The sequence below is a fragment of the Paraburkholderia sp. Ac-20336 genome, assembly GCF_017105025.1.
Lineage (GTDB): Bacteria > Pseudomonadota > Gammaproteobacteria > Burkholderiales > Burkholderiaceae > Paraburkholderia.
The window spans coordinates 1-17956 of record NZ_JAAGPS010000013.1 but is presented as its reverse complement, the minus strand read 5'-3'; the positions used below and the strand labels follow the sequence as shown (position 1 = coordinate 17956).

Sequence of the window (17956 nt, the reverse complement as noted above, 5' to 3'; positions counted from 1 at the left end):
GGCACGATGGGATTCAGTTTCGAAGACATGGAAGTCGGCACGACGCACGAAGTCGGCAAGCACACGTTCACGCGCGAGGAGATCGTCGAGTTCGCGCAGAAGTTCGATCCGCAGCCGTTTCACCTCGACGAAGCCGCAGCGGCCGAATCGCCGTTTCGTGGCCTCGTGGCGAGCGGCTGGCATACGTGCTCGGTGATGATGGGCATGCTCGTGCGCAACGTGCTGGCGGGTTCGACGTCGATGGGCTCGCCCGGTATCGACGAGATTCGCTGGCTCAAGCCGGTGCGCGTCGGCGACACGATCACGATGATGAACGTCATCGTCGACAAGCGCGTGTCGGAGAGCAAACCCGATCGCGGCATCGTATCGACGCGCTGGGAAGGCATCAATCAGCATGGCGAAACGGTGATTACGGTGCGTTCGAAGGGCATGTTCGGGCTGCGCAAGCCGGGAGCCGCGGCATGACGGCGAGTGCGGCGCCGCTCGCCGCTTTCAACAATGCCGAGGCTGTGCTCGCGCGCGTGGGCGCCGAACCGCTCGTCAGCGAATGGTTGAGCGTCGATCAGGATAAGGTCGATCGTTTTGCCGAGGCCACCGGCGATCATCAATGGATTCACGTCGACCCCGAGCGGGCCAGGCGCGAGTCGCCGTTTGGCGGCACGGTCGCGCATGGTTTTCTGACGCTCTCGCTGATTCCGGCTCTGCTCGGTGAAACGGTGACGTTCGAGCAGCGCATGGGCGTCAACTACGGGTTGAATCGTGTGCGTTTCGTGTCGCCGGTGCTGGTGGGTTCGTCGCTGCGCGGGAAGTTTGCGGTGGAATCCGTGACCGAAGTCGACGACGGCGGCGTGCAGGTCGCATGGAACGTCACGGTGGAGCGGCAGGGCAGCGAGCGGCCGGTGTGCATGCGGGCTCGCACTTTTTGCCTGGCGTCGGGGCGTATCGCCGGGAAGACGAAGCAGTTAATGCTTCGCGTACTGGGTGGCACCGAACAGCATCTCTTTCGCCTTGTCGTCCATCAGCGGCACGCGTGCGGACGCGAGCACGTCGACGCCGCGCACCACCGCGGGCCGAGCGGCAATCTCTTCATGCCAGCGCTTCACGTTCGGGAACGCATCGAGTTCGATGCCCTGGTTTTTCCATGAGCGCGTCCACGGGAACGAGGCGATGTCCGCGATCGTATAGTCGTTGCCGGCGAGATAACGCGTCTTGCCGAGTTGCGTGTCCATCACGCCGTACAGGCGATGCGCTTCGTTGGTGTAGCGTTTGACCGCATACTCGATCTGCTCGGGTGCGTAGAGGCGGAAGTGGTGAGCCTGCCCCAGCATCGGACCGAGGCCGCCCATCTGGAACATCAGCCATTGCAGCACCGAGTAGCGCGCGGCCGGATCGGTCGGCAGAAACTTGCCGGTTTTTTCAGCCAGGTAAATCAGGATCGCGCCCGATTCGAACAGCGCGAACGGCCGGCCATCAGCGCCTTTCGGGCCCTCGGAGTCGACGATCGCGGGAATCTTGTTGTTGGGACTGACGGCGAGAAATTCGGGCTTGAACTGGTCGCCGGCACCGATATTCACGGCATGCGCGGTGTAGGGCAGGCCCGTCTCTTCGAGCATGATGTGAACCTTGTGGCCGTTCGGGGTCGCCCAGCTATAGACATCGATCATCGTTGCTCCCTGTTCGTCAAAGCGGCGCCGCAAAGAGGGCGCCGCCGTGGTCGAAAAATTAGAGCATAGATCGTACGATGCTGCTTGCCGTGGGCTCAGCCCCCCGCGCTCACCTTTCACATCGGGCCGCGGAACTCAAACGCGCGTGACCGGCATCTCCACGCGAGCGGCCGCGCCCGCATCCAGATGGCGTGCGAGTTCGAGCTTGGCGATGGCATTGCGATGCACTTCGTCGGGGCCGTCGGCGAAACGCAGCGTGCGTGCCGATGCGTAGGCATAAGCGAGCGGAAAGTCGTCGCTGACACCGCCGCCGCCGTGCGCCTGAATCGCCCAGTCGATTACCTGACACGCCATGTTCGGCGCGACCACCTTGATCATCGCGATCTCGCCGCGCGCGCCCTTGTTGCCGACGGTGTCCATCATGTACGCGGTCTTCAGCGTCAGCAGACGCGCCTGCTCGATCATGCAGCGCGCCTCGGCGAGACGCTCCTGCGTGACGCCTTGCGACGCGACCGGCTTGCCGAACGCGACGCGTTGCAGCGAGCGCTTCGCCATCAGCTCGATTGCGCGTTCGGCGAGACCGATGAGCCGCATGCAATGGTGGATGCGCCCCGGGCCGAGGCGGCCCTGCGCGATCTCGAAGCCGCGGCCTTCGCCGAGCAGCATGTTGGCGGCAGGCACGCGCACGTTATCGAGCGTGATTTCCATATGGCCGTGCGGCGCGTCGTCGTAACCGAACACGGTGAGCGGGCGGTGCACGGTGATGCCGGCGGCGTCGGCGGGCACGAGGATCATCGACTGCTGCTGATGGCGCGGCGCCTCGGGATCGGTCTTGCCCATCACGATATAGACCTTGCAGCGCGGATCGCCCGCACCCGACGACCACCACTTGTGGCCGTCGATCACGTAGTGGTCGCCATCGCGCACGATGCGGGTCTGAATGTTGGTCGCATCCGACGAGGCCACTTCCGGCTCCGTCATCAGGAACGCGGAGCGGATTTGCCCTTGCAGCAGCGGTTCGAGCCATTCGCGCTTGTTGTCTTCGCTGCCGTAGCGCTCGATCGTCTCCATGTTGCCGGTGTCGGGCGCGTTGCAGTTGAACACTTCCGGCGCCCAGGGCACGCGGCCCATGATCTCGCACAGCGGCGCGTATTCGAGGTTGGTCAGTCCGGCGCCGCGCTCCGATTGTGGCAGGAACAGATTCCACAAACCGGCGGCGCGCGCCTTCTGCTTCAGTTGCTCGATCAGCTCGGTCGGCACCCATGCGTTGCCGTTCTGGCGATTGCGCGCGATTTCCGCATAGAACGCCTGCTCGTTCGGATAAATATGCTCGTCGAAGAAGACGAGCAGTTTTTCGCGCAACGCCTGGACCTTCGGGGTGTAATCGAAATTCATCTGAAACCTCGCGAATAACGGACAGCGGATGATGTTGAAGCGGGGCTCGCAAGCTCGTGCACAAATAACGGCATGATGCCCAGCCCGGCCCATAACCGGGGCATGCGGCCCCGGCGCATTGTTTTGCGGCTAGCGCACCTTCTGCGCGTAGCGCCAGGCCAGTTCGGCCATCGGCTTCGCGCGCCGGCCGGCGTCGAGTGCCTGCGCACTCGATGCGGTGCCGTCGACGACGCGCTTCATGATGCCTTGCAGAATCGCGGCGATGCGGAACATGTTGTACGCCAGATAGAAGTTCCAGTCGCCGTGAATCTCGAAGCCGGTGCGCTGGCAATAGCGTTCGACGTACTGTGCTTCGTCGGGAATGCCGAGGGCGCTCCAGTCGAGCCCCGCGATGCCGCGGAACTGCCCCGGGTCGACGTGCCACGCCATACAGTGATACGCGAAGTCGGCGAGCGGATCGCCGAGCGTCGACAGTTCCCAGTCGAGCACCGCAAGCACGCGCGGCTCGTAGCGATCGAAGATCAGATTGTCGAGCCGGTAATCGCCATGTACGACCGAGGTGCGGCCGCTCGTTTCGGCGGGCATATGTTGCGGCAGCCATTCGATCAGACGCTGCATCGCGTCGATCGGCTCGGTCTCGGACGCGAGATACTGCTTGCTCCAGCGGCCGATCTGCCGGGCGAAGTAATTGCCCGGCTTGCCGTAATCGGCGAGGCCGGCGGCGGCGACGTCGACGCTATGCAAAGCCGCGATCACGCGATTCATTTCGTCGTAGATCGCCGTGCGCTCAGCGGCCGTCATGCCGGGCAGCGACTGGTCCCACAGCACGCGGCCTTCGACGAACTCCATCACGTAGAACGCGCGGCCGATCACGCTTTCGTCCTCGCACAGCGCGAGCATTTGCGCGACCGGCACGTCGGTGCCGGCCAGCGCGTGCATCACGCGGTATTCGCGTTCGATCGCATGCGCGGACGGCAGCAGCTTCGCGGCGGGGCCGGGCTTCGCGCGCATCACGTACGAGCGCGACGGCGTGATCAGCTTGAAGGTCGGATTGGACTGGCCGCCCGCGAACTGTTCGAGCGTGAGCGGTCCCGCGAAGCCGTCGACGTGACGGGTCAGCCACGCGGCGAGCGCGTCGTTGTCGAAGCGTTGCCGCTCGTTGACGGGACGGGTGCCTTCGAAGGCCGAGTAGTCCTGTTTGGGTGCGGGTTCGCCGGTCTGCGTGGCTTGCGCCATGTGTCTCCTCCAGTTCGGTGTCAACTGCGCTGGTAGCGGATGAATTGCGCGTAAAGCATTTCCATCGTGGTGTTGCGCACGTCACGATGCAGCGGCGACGGCGGTGAATGGTTGAGCATGCGCAGCACCCAGTCGCGCGGCGCGGCGCCGATGTCGAGCGCGTTGATGCAGCCGGTCGCCTGCGACAGATGGCCGAAGAACGTGCGGCCGCCCGCCGTCAGTGCGTGCGAGAGAATCGCGCGATTGACGCCGCCGTGCAGCACCAGCAGCACGGTGTCCCACGAGGTGTCCTCGCGCAGCGCCGCGACGGCCGGCAGCACGCGATCGAACAGTTCGCCGATCGTTTCGCCGTCGAGAAAGCGCGTGCTTTCGGGCACGATGCCGTCGAACACGCCGAGAAACGCCGCCTCGATATTGCTCGCCGGAATGCTGCCGAGCCTGCCGCCGCGAATTTCCTGCCACGCGGGCTCGATTTCCGGCTCGATCTGCTGGCCCGTTTCGGCGAGCACGCGTCGCGCGGTTTCGATCGTGCGCGGCAGGCCGCTCACGATCACGCGATCGAAGCGCACCCGCTGTTCGGCGAACAGGCGGCCCGCGGCGCTCGCCTGCTCGCGGCCGTTCGCGTTGAGCGGCACGGTCTCGGGGTCGATCGCGCGGCCGGAATCGTCGAAGTAGGTGACGTCGCCGTGGCGCATCAGGAAGATGCGGCGACGTTTCGGCAACTGATAGTCGGGCATGGTCGGGCGGCTCTCTCGTGGCTGATTGGCAGACTATTTGTAGACCGGCGCGCGTTTTTCGAGGAACGCGCTGATCCCTTCGAGGCCCTCGCGGTGATGCAGCGAGGCGACGAAGTTGTCGCGCTCCGTGACCAGATGATCCGCGAGCGGCTGCGTGCCGGCCGCGGCGATCAGTCCTTTGATGCGTGACACCGAATTGGGCGAAATCGCCGCGAGTTCGTCGGCCCAGGCCAGCGCGTTATCGAGCGCGATGCCGGGCTTGGTGAGCCGGTTGACGACGCCGAGTTCGTGCAGACGTGCCGCGCCGATCGGCTTGGCTTCGATCAGCACTTCGGTGGCGAGCTGGCGCGGCAGCGCCTGCGCGAGGAACCACGAGCCGCCGCCATCGGGCGTCAGGCCGACGCGCGCATACGACATCGCGAACTTCGCGTTGTCCGCGGCGACGATCAGATCGCAGGCGAGCGCGAGCGAAAAGCCGGCGCCGGCCGCGGCGCCTTCGACCGCGGCAATGACTGGTTTCGACGACAGCCGCAGCGCTGAAATCCACTGACCGAGCTGGTCGATACTCTCGGCCTGCACGGACGGATCTTTCGCGCGGTTTTCGAGCAGGCGGTTCAGGTTGCCGCCCGCGCAGAAGAAGTTGTCGGCGCCGGTGATCACGACCGCGCGAATCGACGGATCGCGCTCGACGGTGTCGAACGCCTCGATGCCGGCCGCGTACATGTCCGGATGCAGCGCGTTGCGCGCGCCGGGATTCGACAGCGTGAGGACCAGCGTCGATTCGCTGCTGGCTGGGCGTGAAGCGAGCAGGGCGGCGCTCATGATCGGGCCTCCGGTGAGATGTCGCTGGCGTCGCGCTGCGTCAGCGAAAGACCGAGCTGCGCGCGCCGCGCGAGCCACGGCGACGGACGGTAGCGTGGATCGCCGAGCACGCCGAACATGTTGCGCAGGATCGCGAGAATCGTGGTGGCGCCGAGCGCGTCACCGAGCGCGAGCGGTCCGCGCGGATAGCCGAGGCCGAGCGTGACCGCGAGGTCGATGTCCTCGGGTGTGGCGATCTGCTTTTGCGCGATGTCACAGCCGATGTTGACGATCGTCGCGACCACGCGCTGCGCGACGAAGCCGGTCGAATCGCGGATCACGGTGACGGGTACACCGTCGGCGGCGAAGAGCGCGTGTCCGGCGTCGCGGGCGGCGCGTGTCGTGGCCGGCGTGGTCATCAGCGTGCGGCGTTTCGCGCCGATGAGCGGGAACAGCGTGTCGACGGCGACGACGCGGCTGGCGTCGAGCGCTTCGTCGACCGCGGCCGTGGTCGCGTCGTGGCCGAACGGCGTGACGACGATCAGCGAATTCGCGGCGGGCGTCGCGCCGTCGTCGAGCTTCACACCGGCCTGGCCGATCAGTTGCACGACTGCGTCATGCGCTTTGCGGTAGCGCTGGCTGACCCATACGCTGTGCGGCAGCGCGCTCGGCGCGGGCGCTTCGTCGGGCACCTGCTGCTTGCCGTCCACGTAGCGGTAGAAGCCCTCGCCGGTCTTGCGGCCCAGCAGTCCGCCGAGCAGCCGTGTGCCGGTGATCGGCGACGGCGTGTAGCGCGGTTCCTCGTAGAACTGGTGATAGATCGATTCCATGACCGGATGCGACACGTCGAGCGCGGTCAGGTCCAGCAGCTCGAACGGCCCGAGCCGGAAGCCGGCCTGCTCGCGCATGATGCGGTCGATATCGGCGAAGCTCGCGACGCCTTCGCCCGCCGCGCGCAGGCCCTCGGTATTCATGCCGCGGCCCGCGTGATTGACGATGAAGCCGGGCATGTCCTTCGCGCGCACCGGCGTGTGACCCATGCGGCGCGCGAGGTCCATCAGCGCGTTGCCGGCCTCGGGGTCGCTGCGCAGCCCGTCGATCACTTCGACGACCTTCATCAGCGGCACGGGATTGAAGAAGTGATAGCCGACCACGCGCGAGGGATCGGTGCAGCCCGCGGCGATTGCGGTGATCGACAGCGATGACGTATTCGACGCGAGGATGCAGCGACCGCTCACGACGGTTTCGAGTTCGCGAAAGAGCGCCTGCTTCACGTCGAGCTTTTCGACGATCGCCTCGACGACCAGATCGCAGCCGGCCAGCTCGCCGATGTTCTGCACGCCGCTCACGTTCGCGAGCGCGGCCAGCGAGCGCGACTGCTCGAGCTTGCCTTTGGCCGTCAATTTGGCGAAAGTGTCCGCGAGGTAATCGCGCGCGGCGCCGACGGCAGCGGAGTTGGTGTCGAAGAGCCGCACGCTCAGGCCCGCGAGCGCGGCGATCTGCGCGATGCCGCGGCCCATTGCACCGGTTCCGACAATGCCGATGGTCTCGATACTGAAATTGCGAGAGTTCATTGCGATGCTCGACTCCATGGTTATTTTAGAATAGCACGATCGTGCAATTTACTGGATGATTTAATGGAAAGCCGCTGCTTCGATTGCGATGCGCGGGCTCGAACAACCGAAAAGAAGGAGGCATCCGATGTTGAAGCTCTGCGGTTTCGCACTGTCCAACTACTACAACAAGGTCAAGTTCGTGCTGCTCGAGCACGGCATTCCGTTCGAGGAGGTGCTCGTGAAGCCGAGCCAGGACGAGGCGCTGCTCGCGCATTCGCCGCTTGGCAAGGTGCCGTATCTGCAGACCGCGAACGGCGATCTGTGCGAATCGCAATGCATCGTCGAATATCTCGCCGCGAGCTTTCCCGACAGGCGGATCTTCTCTGCCGATCCGTGGCAGGCGGCCAAGGAGCGCGAGATGATCGCCTTCGTCGACGTGCATCTCGAACTGACGGCGCGCAATCTGTACAAGGAATCGTTTTTCGGCGGCACGGTGAGCGACGCAACGAAGGGGCGCGTCGAGAAGCTGCTCGCGCATCACATCGCCGGCTTCAAGCGGATCGCGAAGTTCGCGCCGTATCTGTGCGGCGAGCATTTCAGCGTCGCCGATATCTCCGGCTACGTGCACCTGCCGCTCGTGGGCTCGGCGACGCAGACCATCTACGGCCGCGACTTTCTGCTCGACGCGGGGATCGACTGGAAGAGCTACGTCAAGACGATCAAGGCTCGGCCCGCCGCGCAGCGCGTGACCGATGATCTCAAGGCGTATATCGCGGCGTCGCGCGCGGCCTGATGAAAGAGGCGTGTGGGGCGTGTGACGGCCTGCGCAGGGGTGTGGGTGGGGGCGTGAAGCTGGCCGTGAGCCGGCTTGTGAATCGGCTTGTGACCCGGGCCGTGGGGCCGGATGTAACGCAGACCACAAAGCAGGCCGTAACACACACGCCCATGCAACGATGCGCGATGGCCGGGAACGTGGATTCGTTCGTGACATCGCGCGGAGCATCTCAAAGCCGCGCGAGCCGCTCGAGCGCGGTGGCGAGCGTGCTTTCCTGCTTGGCGAAGCAGAAGCGCACCACCCCCGACTCGTGCGCCTCGTGGTAGAACGCCGAGACCGGAATGGCCGCGACGCCGATCTCGCCGGTCAGCCATTGCGCGAATTCGGCTTCGGGCAGATCGCTGATCGCCGAATAGTCGACGCACTGGAAGTAGGTGCCCGTGCACGGCAGCAGCCTGAAGCGCGAGTTCGCGAGACCCGCGCGGAAGAAGTCGCGCTTCTTCTGATAAAACGCCGGCAGATCGAGATAGGGCGCGGGGTCCTTCATGTAATCGGCGAGGCCGATCTGCATCGGCGTATTGACGGTGAACACGTTGAACTGGTGCACCTTGCGGAACTCGGCCGTGAGCGCGGCGGGCGCCGCCACGTAGCCGACCTTCCAGCCCGTCACGTGGTAGGTCTTGCCGAAGCTCGACACGACGAAGCTGCGCTGCGCGAGTTCCGGATAGCGCGCGGCGCTTTCGTGTGGCGCGCCGTCGTAGACCATGTGCTCATACACTTCGTCGGAGAGGATCAGCACGTTGGTGCCGCGCACGATCTCTTCGAGCTTGCGCATGTCCTCCGCGCGCCACACTGTGCCGGTCGGATTGTGCGGCGTGTTGATCATGATGAGCCGCGTTTTCGGCGTGATCGCGGCGGCCAGCCTGTCGAACGGGATCGCGTAGTCGGGCGCTTCGAGCGTGACGAAGACCGGCTTGCCGCCCGCCAGTTCGATCGACGGCAGATAGCTGTCGTAGGTCGGCTCGATCACGATCACTTCGTCGCCGGGATGGACGGTGCAGAGAATCGCGGTCAAGAGCGCCTGCGTCGCGCCCGCCGTCACGGTGATTTCGTTCGTTGCGTCGTAGCGGCGCCCATACAGATTCGCGATCTTCTCCGCGATCGCCTGACGCAGCGGCAGAACGCCCGCCATCGGCGGGTACTGGTTGTGGCCGTCGCGCATCGCGTTCGCGACCGAGTCGACGATGCGCGGATCGCAGGCGAAGTCGGGAAAGCCCTGGCCCAGATTCACCGCGCCTTTTTCCGCGGCGAGCGCGCTCATCACGGTGAAGATCGTCGTGCCGACGTTCGGCAGGCGGGACGGAAACGTAGGGCTGGCGGACGTGTCGTGCGGTGCGTTCATGGCGTGGTTCGTAGCTGGGCGATGGGTGGGCCGGGTTCTCGAAAAGCGTCAGGGCGTCGTTGCGACGGGCAGATTCTGCGCAATGCCCGCAGCCGCGACGAACGGCGCCGGCTGGGCGATCTGGAAGCCGAAATCGCGCGCGATCCGCTTCGCGAGCTTCAACACCGCGCGGTCCTTCGAGACGAGCCAGTCAGCCCGTGCTGTGTGCGCGAGTTCGAGAAACTTCTGGTCGTCGCGATCCTTGCATTGGGGCAGCGGCCGTACGCCCTCGGCGGGTTCGACGGTGGCCGGCGGCTCGACCATCTGCGCGAACCGCGCGACGAACGCGAGCGCCGCCGTCTTGTCGACGTTCCTGTGCGCGAATTGCGGATAGTCGAGCACGTAGGTTAGCTCGGCGAGGCAGCGCGCGTCGATCAGCGCGGCCAGCGCGCCGCTTTCGAGCGCGGCCGCGATCGGCCGCGTATGCGGGTCGTCGAACACGAGAATATCGATCCAGACATTGGAATCGAGCACGACGCGCAAGGCGCCGCTTGAGGCGTGGGAACCGGGCATTCGTTACAATCTGGCTTTCGTCTTTGACCGCCAGGCACGGCGTGCCTGCATGCAAGCCTCTATGATAATCGTTCTGTCGCCGGCGAAATCGCTCGACTACGCAACCCCGCCGCACGTCAAGAAACACACGATTCCCGATTTCGTCGACGACGCAGCCGAACTGATCGACGGCCTGCGCAGTTTGTCGCCGCAACAGATCGCCTCGCTGATGGGCATCTCCGATCAGCTCGCGCACCTCAATTTCCAGCGTTACGCCGACTGGTCGCCGCAATTCGGCACGCACAACGCCAAGCAGGCGGTGCTCGCATTCAACGGCGACGTCTACGAAGGCTTCGACGCGAAGACGCTGTCGTCCGCCGATCTCGACTATGCGCAGAATCATGTGCGCGTGCTGTCCGGCCTCTACGGCCTGCTGCGTCCGCTCGATCTGCTGCAGCCGTACCGGCTCGAAATGGGCACGCGTTTCGTCAATCCGCGCGGCAAGGATCTGTATGCGTTCTGGGGCGAGCGGATCACGCAGGCGTTGAACGCGCAATTGAAGAAGAACGCCGCGGGCTCGCGCGTGCTCGTGAATTGCGCGTCGGGCGAATACTTCAAGTCGGTCAGGCCGAAGCTGCTCGAAGCGCCGGTCGTCACGCCGGTGTTCGAGGACTGGAAGGGCGGCCGCTACAAGATCATCAGCTTCCACGCAAAACGCGCGCGTGGTCTGATGGCGCGTTATGCGGTCGAGCATCGCCTCGACGAGCCCGAGCAGCTGCAGGCGTTCGACTCAGAAGGCTATGCGTTCAGCGCCGAGGCCTCGAACGATTCCACCTACGTATTTCGCCGCCGCATCGCGGAATAAACCGTCCGTTGCACACGGGCAGGAAGGATCTCATGACGTTATCGATTACGAGCAATTTCGACGCGGGGGCGGTCGAAGTGCTGTCCTGCGAGGACGCCGGCCATATCCGCCTGCGCGTGCGGCCCGACAGCCACGCGGAATTCGCGCAGTGGTTCTATTTCCGTCTGTCCGGCACGGCCGGCGAGCGCTGCGTGATGACCTTCGAGAACGCCGCCGCGTGCGCGTTCGCGGAAGGCTGGCGCGATTACCGGGCGGTCGCGAGCTATGACCGCGTGAACTGGTTTCGCGTGCCGACCTCGTATGACGGCCGCGTGCTGACGATCGATCACACGCCCGATTTCGACAGCATCTACTACGCGTATTTCGAGCCGTATAGCGAGGAACGCCATGCGGAGTTTCTCGGCGCCGTGCAGCAGATGCCGCACGCATCGCTCACCGAGCTCGGCAGGAGCGTCGAAGGGCGGCCCATTTCGCTGCTCACGCTGGCGACGCCGGAGGCCGACGATGCCGCCCCCGCCACGCCGAAAAAGCAGGTCTGGCTGATCGCGCGCCAGCATCCCGGCGAGACGATGGCCGAATGGTTCATCGAAGGGCTCGTGAAACGTCTCGTCGGCTGGGGCGATTGGGCCGGCGACCCGGTCGCGCGCAAGCTCTACGACCACGCCGTGTTCCACATCGTGCCGAACATGAATCCGGACGGCAGCGTGCACGGCAATCTGCGCACCAACGCAGCCGGCGCGAACCTGAATCGCGAATGGATGGAGCCGGACGCCGCGCGCAGTCCCGAAGTGCTGGTGGTGCGCGACGCGATCCACGCGACGGGCTGCGATCTGTTCTTCGATATCCACGGCGACGAGGCGCTGCCTTATGTGTTCGTCGCGGGCTCCGAAATGCTGCCGGGTTTCACCGAACGGCAGGCGCTCGAGCAGAAGGCGTTTATCGAGGCGTTCAGGCACGCGAGCCCCGATTTCCAGGACAAGCATGGCTATGCGGCGAGCAAGTATCGCGAGGATGCTTTGAAGCTCGCGTCGAAGTACATCGGCAACGAATTCGACTGCCTCTCGCTGACGCTGGAAATGCCGTTCAAGGACAACGCCAATCTGCCCGATGAACGCGTGGGCTGGAACGGCGAGCGCAGCGCATCGCTTGGCGCCGCGATGTTGCAGGCCATTCTGCGGCACGTGGAGACGTTCGCGTAAAAGACGGACGGGCGCAAGAAACGCGGCGCGCACTTTTCGGTGCGCGCCGCTTTCTTATTGGAATGACGAGCGAGCTGCCGGCGTTGACGCGAGTCGATCAACGCCACGCCGTTATTTGCTCTTTTTCTTCGCTGTGCTTTTGGTGGCCGATTTGCCCGAGGTCGCGCGCGACGCTTTACCCGAGCCCGATTTCGACGACTTCGCTGCCGACTTCTTCGACGTCTTGCCGCTCGCCGAGTGCTTGCCCTTGCCGCCTTTATGCTTGCCCGAGGCGCCTCGCGATCCCTCGCTATGCGCACGGTTCGGCGGCACCGGATCGTTCCAGCTGAACGCCAGCATCTGCGAGCCGACATAGCCGCAGCGGAATTTCAGGTCCGCGGGGTCGCTGGCGCCGTTCTGGGGCACGCCGACGCCTTCGACGGTGACGATGCTGTCCACCTTGACGCGCTGCTTGCCTTCGTCGAACGAATCGTTCCACGGTGTGACGGACGAGTGGGCGCTATCGAACGAGCTTGGTGGAAATTCGACGTGATCGAATGCGGTCGACGTGCTGGCGACGAAGTCGCCGTGCGCGGCACAGTCCGCGACGAGCGGGTCCGCATGCATGTCGTTGATAAACTTGTTGACGAGGTCGTTGTGCTGCTCGAGTTGATCGGCGAATGCGGGGGCAGTGCAGATGAGCGAGAGACTCGCTGCGCAGGCTGCCAGCCGGCCGACCACCCGCAGCAATCGGCGCGGTACGTTGGTGCGATCCATCTAGTTCTTCAGACGCTAATGGGGGGATGAGGCAAATAAGATGCCTTGCAAAAGGGTGAGTTCAATCTTGCTGCAAATATTCGGGCTAGTCTTGGCGCGAACGCTCGCTGAATCTCACGCGACCAGGCGTTGAATTATCACAGATACGCACCGGCGCTCGCAGCAACGCACGAATCCTCAGGTGCGTGGGCCGCCCAAGCGGTATCGGCGGACATCGTACGTGGTTACCCAGGCGGGACGGTAAACCGCGATCAGCGCGGTTGCCATGCCGGTAAACCACGCCTCGCCGGTGGCGAGCAGCAGCACGCTGAGCGCATAGCCGGCCGGCACCACGGTTGTCGAGCCGCCGGCCAGCGCGACATGAAGGCCGAGCGCCGCCGCGACGGTCAGTGATACGGCAATGGCGGGAGAAACGAAGCCCTGGCCAAAGATGAACATGAAGAGATTGCGTGGCAGCCACGCGATGCAGATGCGCTGGAGCAGGGTCGAGATACCGACGGGCAGCGCGCCGTACACGAGGAACGTCAGCGCGATGCCTTGCCATGGCGCATCGAAGACGACGGCGGCAAGGCCCGTGACGAACGCCATGGCGACCAGCGCGAGCCGCCAGTCGAAGAGCGTGACGAAGAGCGTGGCGCCGAGCAGATGCATGACGGTGCCGTCGTCGAGCCAGGCATTGCTCGCCCACAGCACCGACACCGCGACAATGATCGCGAGCCATACGTGCTGGAGTGTGCCGTCCTGAAGTCTTTTGAAAGGATTTTTCCACAGCGCGAGCGCGACCATCATCGCAGTGGCAACCCAGCCGCCGACAGCGACCCAGAACGGAAGCGGTGTGTATAGGAAACCCATGTGTCTCATATTACTCGTTGGACGGGAAAAGGTGTGAGCGGATTCCATGCCAGCTCCCGCCACCGCTCTCTGGGCGCACGCGCGCGGACATGCCGCGTATGACGCCGGCCGTTATGTCGAACCCGGTGTGAGTGGCTTCGGCGGGAGCGTGGGATGCGGCGGGTCGCCATACGATGTCGTGGGTTCGGCGGCCATGGGCAGCGCCGGGGTAGTGTCGCTGGTTGGCAACGGATACTGAAAACGCGCGCGCTTATGACGTCGCAGCGGAGTCGCGCCGGTCTGCCCCATCGTTACCGGCCGCGCGGAGCTTTCGCCGTTGTTGTGCAGCACTTGCAGATGGTTCGTGAGCCAGCCGTTGTAAAGCGCGACCGCGGCGGCGCGATTGGGGGCGCCGAGCTGCTGGAAGATGCTGGTCAGATGGATCTTGACCGTGCCTTCGCTAATGCCGAGCGTGCGCGCGATCATCTTGTTCGTGCTGCCCATGTGAACGCAGCGCATGATCTGCTCCTGGCGCGGCGACAGTCCGCTCGAGAGGCGGTTGCGGCGCGGCGGCGGATTTTTTTCATCGAACAGACGGATCGCGGTGTCGGATGGCAACGGAGGATCGAGCGCGAGTGCGCCGGGCGGCACGTAATGACCGCCGAGCAGCACCATTTCGAAGGCGCGCACGATGAGACACGGATCGGTGTCGCGCGGCACGACGCCGAGCACGCCTTCGTCGAGCAGCGCGCGCACGAGGGCGGGCGGGGTGCCGTCGGTCAGCACGGCGATGCGCAGGTCGGGGTAGTCGCTGAGCAGGTGACGGACATCCAGAACCGACATCCAGTCCTGCCAGTCGATCACGACGAGATCAGGCACATAGCGCTTGAACGGACGCTCGAGCTGACGTCAGTCCTGGGCTTCGGTAAAACGCGCCAGCCGGTCGATCTGCCTCAGCAGGGCCTTGAGTCCGTCACGTCGTTCCGCGTTTGAATTGAGAATCGAGAAGCGCATGCATGTCTCCAGATTAATCGGGCGAAATAGCGCGACGCACTCGTGCGGTTCATGAACCGGGCTCACTCACTTTCATGCGTCACCAGTCCTATGATGACAAATTCCCTCGGATTTGACGGCTGTCCGAAAGGCATAGGACGCGCGGCTACGCCAACAAAAAGCCCCGCACGAGGCGGGGCTTTTTTGCGATAACGCGTTGAAGCTGGCGTCGAGATTCAATGGAAATGTGGTTGCGCGGGCTCCGCGTCTTCGGGCATTTCCGCGTGGACGATCTCACCGAGCGGGTCTGCGTAGAGCGGCACGCCGCAGTCGTCGCAATATTCCGGCTCGAAGCGGCCCGCGTGGCGACGCACGTCAGTAATGCCTGTCTCCTTGAGCAGTGCGACGATTTCCTCGAGCGGGTCGTCCGAGCCGGCGGTCTCCTGCGGTTCTTCGTCGATGCCCGGCTCGCCGTTTTCGCGACCGTAGAGCGGCCACACGACACCGTAAATCACGTCGTTGCTGCCCTTGCGCGTGAAGCCGACACGGTACTCGTCGATACGTCGTTCGCCGAAGCCGGCGACCACCGCGCGAAGGTCCTGCGGCGCCGCGCCAATTGTGTCAAATAGATAACGCACGGCGGTCCGCACGGTGTGAGGACGCACGCTTTCGTCGGCATCGCGGCAGGCTGAGTAGTACGCGTCGGGCAACAGGCACTCGAATTCGCAACCCGGCAGCACGAGCGACAGATTCGCGCCACCTTGTGTGGCCCATTGCTCGAGACACTGGCCGCGCTCGATGCGGCTGCCGTGCTCTTCTTCCTGCCAACGGAAGGTCGCCTCGCCTACCGGCGCTGCGACGACGGCCAGCAGGAAGCGCGGGTCGGCGAGAATCGGCGAGGTTTCCGGCAACTCGCCGAAATTGAGCCTGGCATTGCCGCCGGTGAGCGCCGCTTGCGCGAGCTGCTGGGCGATGCGCCACGTTTCGACGTGATGGCGCGGCAACTGGTCGATGCTGTACAGGAACGGCGCCATCGCGACGCGCGTGTTTGCCGCGAGCACGTGCGCCTGCAGATGCGCGCGCAAGGCGTCGGCCGCGTCGGTCTTGAGCGGGCCGGACGGAATCACGTAGCGGGTCCAGGCGAGCACGGGCGCGGCGATCAGCAGCGCTTCGTAGGGCGCGCCTTCGTGCTCGATGAGGAACGACTCGCTATGGGTTTCCGCCATGTCGGCGAGCGCGCCATAGGCGTCGGGGTGGTTTTGCTGCAGATGATCGAGCGCGGCGTCCAGCGTGGTCTGGTTGGCGTTGCGCACGATCCTGGCCAGCAACGCATCGAGCTTGGCTTCCCAGAAGCGATCTTCGGTGCGGCTGCCCGACGCGAAAAGCGCGAGCGAGAGACCGACAAGCTTGTCGGCATCGGGAGGGAGACGTTTGGCGATTCGCGAGCGCATAAATCCGGAAAAATTGGAGGCACGGAACCTTATATTCTAATCTTTTCCGGGACGCTATACCGTTTAGCCAGCATTGGCACATGAATCGGATCGTTTCGTGACGGGAAAGCCGCTTCTTTGCGCGCGTGGCTCATGTTCTCCTGGCCGAATGGCATAAGTCACTCAGGACGCGCGACTCGCCCCTATACTGACGGCGTTTCGCGGGCGCCTGACAGGCGTATGTCAATTCATCGCCATGGCCTGGCGCAATAGGAGATTCATCGTGAAATCGGATCAACTGATCGAACGTCTTGCCGCTGTATTCGCGTTGATCGTTCTCGTGGGCGGCTCGTTGCTGGTGCTGGCACCTTTCACGACCGCGCTGCTGTGGGGCGCCATTCTCAGCTATAGCTCGTGGGGGCTTTACCGGCGGCTCACGAGCGCGGTCGGCGGGCGCCGCAAGCTGGCCGCGATGCTGATCGTGCTGATCATTCTGGTTGTTGTGCTTGGGCCATTCGTGTATGCGGGGTTTGCATTCGGTGCGCATGTTCACGATATCGTGGCGCTGGTGCAAAGACTCTTCGAGTCGGGCTTGCCGGATCTTCCGCCGTGGGTGCAGCGAATCCCGCTCGTCGGTTCGAGCATCGAAGCCTTCTGGGAGCGGGTGACGAGCAGCAACTCGGAGTTGATCGCGCAGTTGCACACGTTCGCGGCTCCCGCCGGCAAGTGGATTCTGGCGGCGGCGATTGCCGTGACGCACGGGCTGGGGTTGCTGGCGCTGAGCATTGTGCTGGCGTTTTTCTTTTATATCGGCGGCGAAGGTGCGGCCGCGTGGCTGAATGCGGGCATGCGGCGTATTGCCGGTGAGCGCGCCGACTATCTGCTCGCGCTGGCGGGCAGCACGGTGAAGGGCGTGGTCTACGGGATTCTGGGTACGGCACTCGTGCAGGCCATTCTCGCAGGGTTCGGCTGCTGGATTGCAGGCGTGCCGGCTCCGGCGTTGCTTGGGCTGGCGACGTTTTTTCTGTCGGTGGTGCCGGGCGGTCCGGTCATCGTGTGGCTGCCTGCCGCGATCTGGCTGTATCAGGGGGGCGTGACAGGGTGGGCGATCTTTCTGGTCGTGTGGGGCGTGCTGGTCGTTGGTATGTCCGATAACGTCATCAAGCCGATCCTGATTGGCAAGAATAGCGATATGCCGCTGATCCTGGTGATGCTGGGCATCCTTGGCGGGGCGTTGGCATTTGGTTTCCTCGGCGTTTTCATCGGACCGACTTTGCTGGCGGTCGCTTATACCGTGCTGCACGACTGGGCGATTGGCGCGCCGACCGCGGGGGCTTTGGCTCCTGATGCGAAGGTGCCTGCCGTTGGCGAAGTGGACGGCCTCGGCAAGGGTCGCTAAGGAAAACCCTGAATTCGTACTTGCAAGTCGTATCCGGTCCCGCTAGAATTCCGCTCTTTCGTGTTCCGCCCAGCGGGGCACGGGGAAGCGGGAGGCCCTGGATGGCAGGGGTTTTCGCGGCGCAGGCAGGTTGGGCAGTGTGTTAAAACCTGTTGACGGCGTGCCGGAAAGTCTCCATAATCTCGTTTCTCTGCTGCAGACGCAGCGACGCAAACGAAGCGGTGCCGGGTGGTGTTGGGCATGGTTGAGTGAGCGGACTGATCTTTAAAAACCAACAGCCGATAAGTGTGGGCGCTTGATGCGGGGTGCGGACCTGATCTTCGGATCGGGTCGAGGCAAAAGTATCAAGAGTCTCACACAGTAAAGAGGAAGGTTTGCCTGTTGAG

Annotated in this window: 17 protein-coding genes and 2 pseudogenes; 6 read left to right on the top strand and 13 right to left on the bottom strand. The window is 64.3% G+C overall.

The annotated features are described in order from the left end of the window. Window positions 1-6: 6 nt before the first annotated feature. Entirely contained in the window at window positions 7-465 is a 459-nt protein-coding gene (locus tag GXB81_RS07410) for a MaoC family dehydratase (RefSeq protein WP_167047691.1), read from the top strand. Next, a pseudogene (locus GXB81_RS07405) lies at window positions 462-908 on the top strand (MaoC family dehydratase); the annotation flags it as partial. The gene GXB81_RS07410 and the pseudogene GXB81_RS07405, both read left to right, overlap by 4 nt. Window positions 909-962: 54 nt before the next feature. On the opposite strand, the gene GXB81_RS07400 reads toward GXB81_RS07405, so the two are convergent. The 6 genes from GXB81_RS07400 to GXB81_RS07375 all read right to left on the bottom strand — a co-directional run bounded on the left by GXB81_RS07400 (window position 963) and on the right by GXB81_RS07375 (window position 7407). Beyond that, entirely contained in the window at window positions 963-1664 is a 702-nt protein-coding gene (locus GXB81_RS07400; protein ID WP_167047685.1) for a glutathione binding-like protein, read from the bottom strand. A gap of 135 nt (window positions 1665-1799) precedes the next feature. Then, complete coding sequence (locus tag GXB81_RS07395) at window positions 1800-3059, bottom strand: acyl-CoA dehydrogenase family protein (RefSeq protein ID WP_205988767.1); 1260 nt, start codon at window positions 3057-3059, stop codon at window positions 1800-1802. Between the two features lie 129 nt (window positions 3060-3188). Further along, window positions 3189-4295 (bottom strand): phosphotransferase, encoded by a 1107-nt coding sequence (locus GXB81_RS07390; protein ID WP_205988766.1) that lies wholly within the window; start codon window positions 4293-4295, stop codon window positions 3189-3191. A 20-nt stretch (window positions 4296-4315) separates the two neighbouring features. Then, the gene (locus GXB81_RS07385; protein ID WP_205988765.1) at window positions 4316-5032 is read right to left on the bottom strand and encodes a histidine phosphatase family protein; all 717 of its coding nucleotides are present in this window, start codon (window positions 5030-5032) and stop codon (window positions 4316-4318) included. A 33-nt stretch (window positions 5033-5065) separates the two neighbouring features. Beyond that, on the bottom strand, window positions 5066-5854 hold the full coding sequence (locus tag GXB81_RS07380) for an enoyl-CoA hydratase (RefSeq protein WP_167047673.1): 789 nt from the start codon (window positions 5852-5854) through the stop codon (window positions 5066-5068). Then, a complete protein-coding gene (locus GXB81_RS07375) occupies window positions 5851-7407 on the bottom strand; it encodes a 3-hydroxyacyl-CoA dehydrogenase (protein WP_205988764.1) in 1557 nt (518 codons plus the stop codon). Before GXB81_RS07375 ends, GXB81_RS07380 begins: the two co-directional genes overlap by 4 nt. Window positions 7408-7534: 127 nt before the next feature. Here GXB81_RS07375 and GXB81_RS07370 point away from each other — a divergent pair, with 127 nt between their 5' ends. Beyond that, window positions 7535-8182 (top strand): glutathione S-transferase, encoded by a 648-nt coding sequence (locus GXB81_RS07370; RefSeq protein ID WP_167047667.1) that lies wholly within the window; start codon window positions 7535-7537, stop codon window positions 8180-8182. A gap of 211 nt (window positions 8183-8393) precedes the next feature. Here GXB81_RS07370 and GXB81_RS07365 read toward each other — a convergent pair whose 3' ends face one another. Next, window positions 8394-9566, bottom strand: a complete 1173-nt coding sequence (locus GXB81_RS07365) for a pyridoxal phosphate-dependent aminotransferase (protein ID WP_167047664.1) — start codon at window positions 9564-9566, stop codon at window positions 8394-8396. 48 nt (window positions 9567-9614) lie between these two features. After that, on the bottom strand, window positions 9615-10118 hold the full coding sequence (locus tag GXB81_RS07360) for a putative toxin-antitoxin system toxin component, PIN family (protein WP_205988763.1): 504 nt from the start codon (window positions 10116-10118) through the stop codon (window positions 9615-9617). 61 nt (window positions 10119-10179) lie between these two features. On the opposite strand from GXB81_RS07360, the gene yaaA reads away from it, so the two are divergent. Beyond that, on the top strand, window positions 10180-10962 hold the full coding sequence (gene yaaA, locus GXB81_RS07355; protein WP_167047658.1) for a peroxide stress protein YaaA: 783 nt from the start codon (window positions 10180-10182) through the stop codon (window positions 10960-10962). Window positions 10963-10994: 32 nt separating this feature from the next. After that, window positions 10995-12161 (top strand): M14-type cytosolic carboxypeptidase, encoded by a 1167-nt coding sequence (locus GXB81_RS07350; RefSeq protein WP_167047655.1) that lies wholly within the window; start codon window positions 10995-10997, stop codon window positions 12159-12161. Between the two features lie 111 nt (window positions 12162-12272). On the opposite strand, the gene GXB81_RS07345 is transcribed toward GXB81_RS07350, so the two are convergent. The 4 genes and pseudogenes from GXB81_RS07345 to GXB81_RS07330 form a co-directional block, all read right to left on the bottom strand. Beyond that, entirely contained in the window at window positions 12273-12917 is a 645-nt protein-coding gene (locus GXB81_RS07345; RefSeq protein WP_167047652.1) for a hypothetical protein, read from the bottom strand. Window positions 12918-13094: 177 nt separating this feature from the next. Further along, a complete protein-coding gene (locus tag GXB81_RS07340; RefSeq protein WP_167047649.1) occupies window positions 13095-13769 on the bottom strand; it encodes an energy-coupling factor ABC transporter permease in 675 nt (224 codons plus the stop codon). 111 nt (window positions 13770-13880) lie between these two features. Continuing rightward, a pseudogene (locus GXB81_RS07335) lies at window positions 13881-14762 on the bottom strand (response regulator transcription factor). A 215-nt stretch (window positions 14763-14977) separates the two neighbouring features. Then, window positions 14978-16192 carry a DUF2863 family protein gene (locus GXB81_RS07330; protein WP_167283378.1) on the bottom strand — a complete coding sequence of 405 codons (1215 nt, stop codon included), beginning with the start codon at window positions 16190-16192 and terminating at the stop codon, window positions 14978-14980. A gap of 262 nt (window positions 16193-16454) precedes the next feature. On the opposite strand from GXB81_RS07330, the gene GXB81_RS07325 reads away from it, so the two are divergent. Next, window positions 16455-17570, top strand: a complete 1116-nt coding sequence (locus tag GXB81_RS07325) for an AI-2E family transporter (protein WP_167047640.1) — start codon at window positions 16455-16457, stop codon at window positions 17568-17570. A 142-nt stretch (window positions 17571-17712) separates the two neighbouring features. Here GXB81_RS07325 and GXB81_RS07320 read toward each other — a convergent pair. After that, window positions 17713-17956, bottom strand: a 244-nt coding sequence (locus tag GXB81_RS07320; RefSeq protein WP_205988762.1) for a hypothetical protein, incomplete at its 5' end; no start/stop codon positions are given.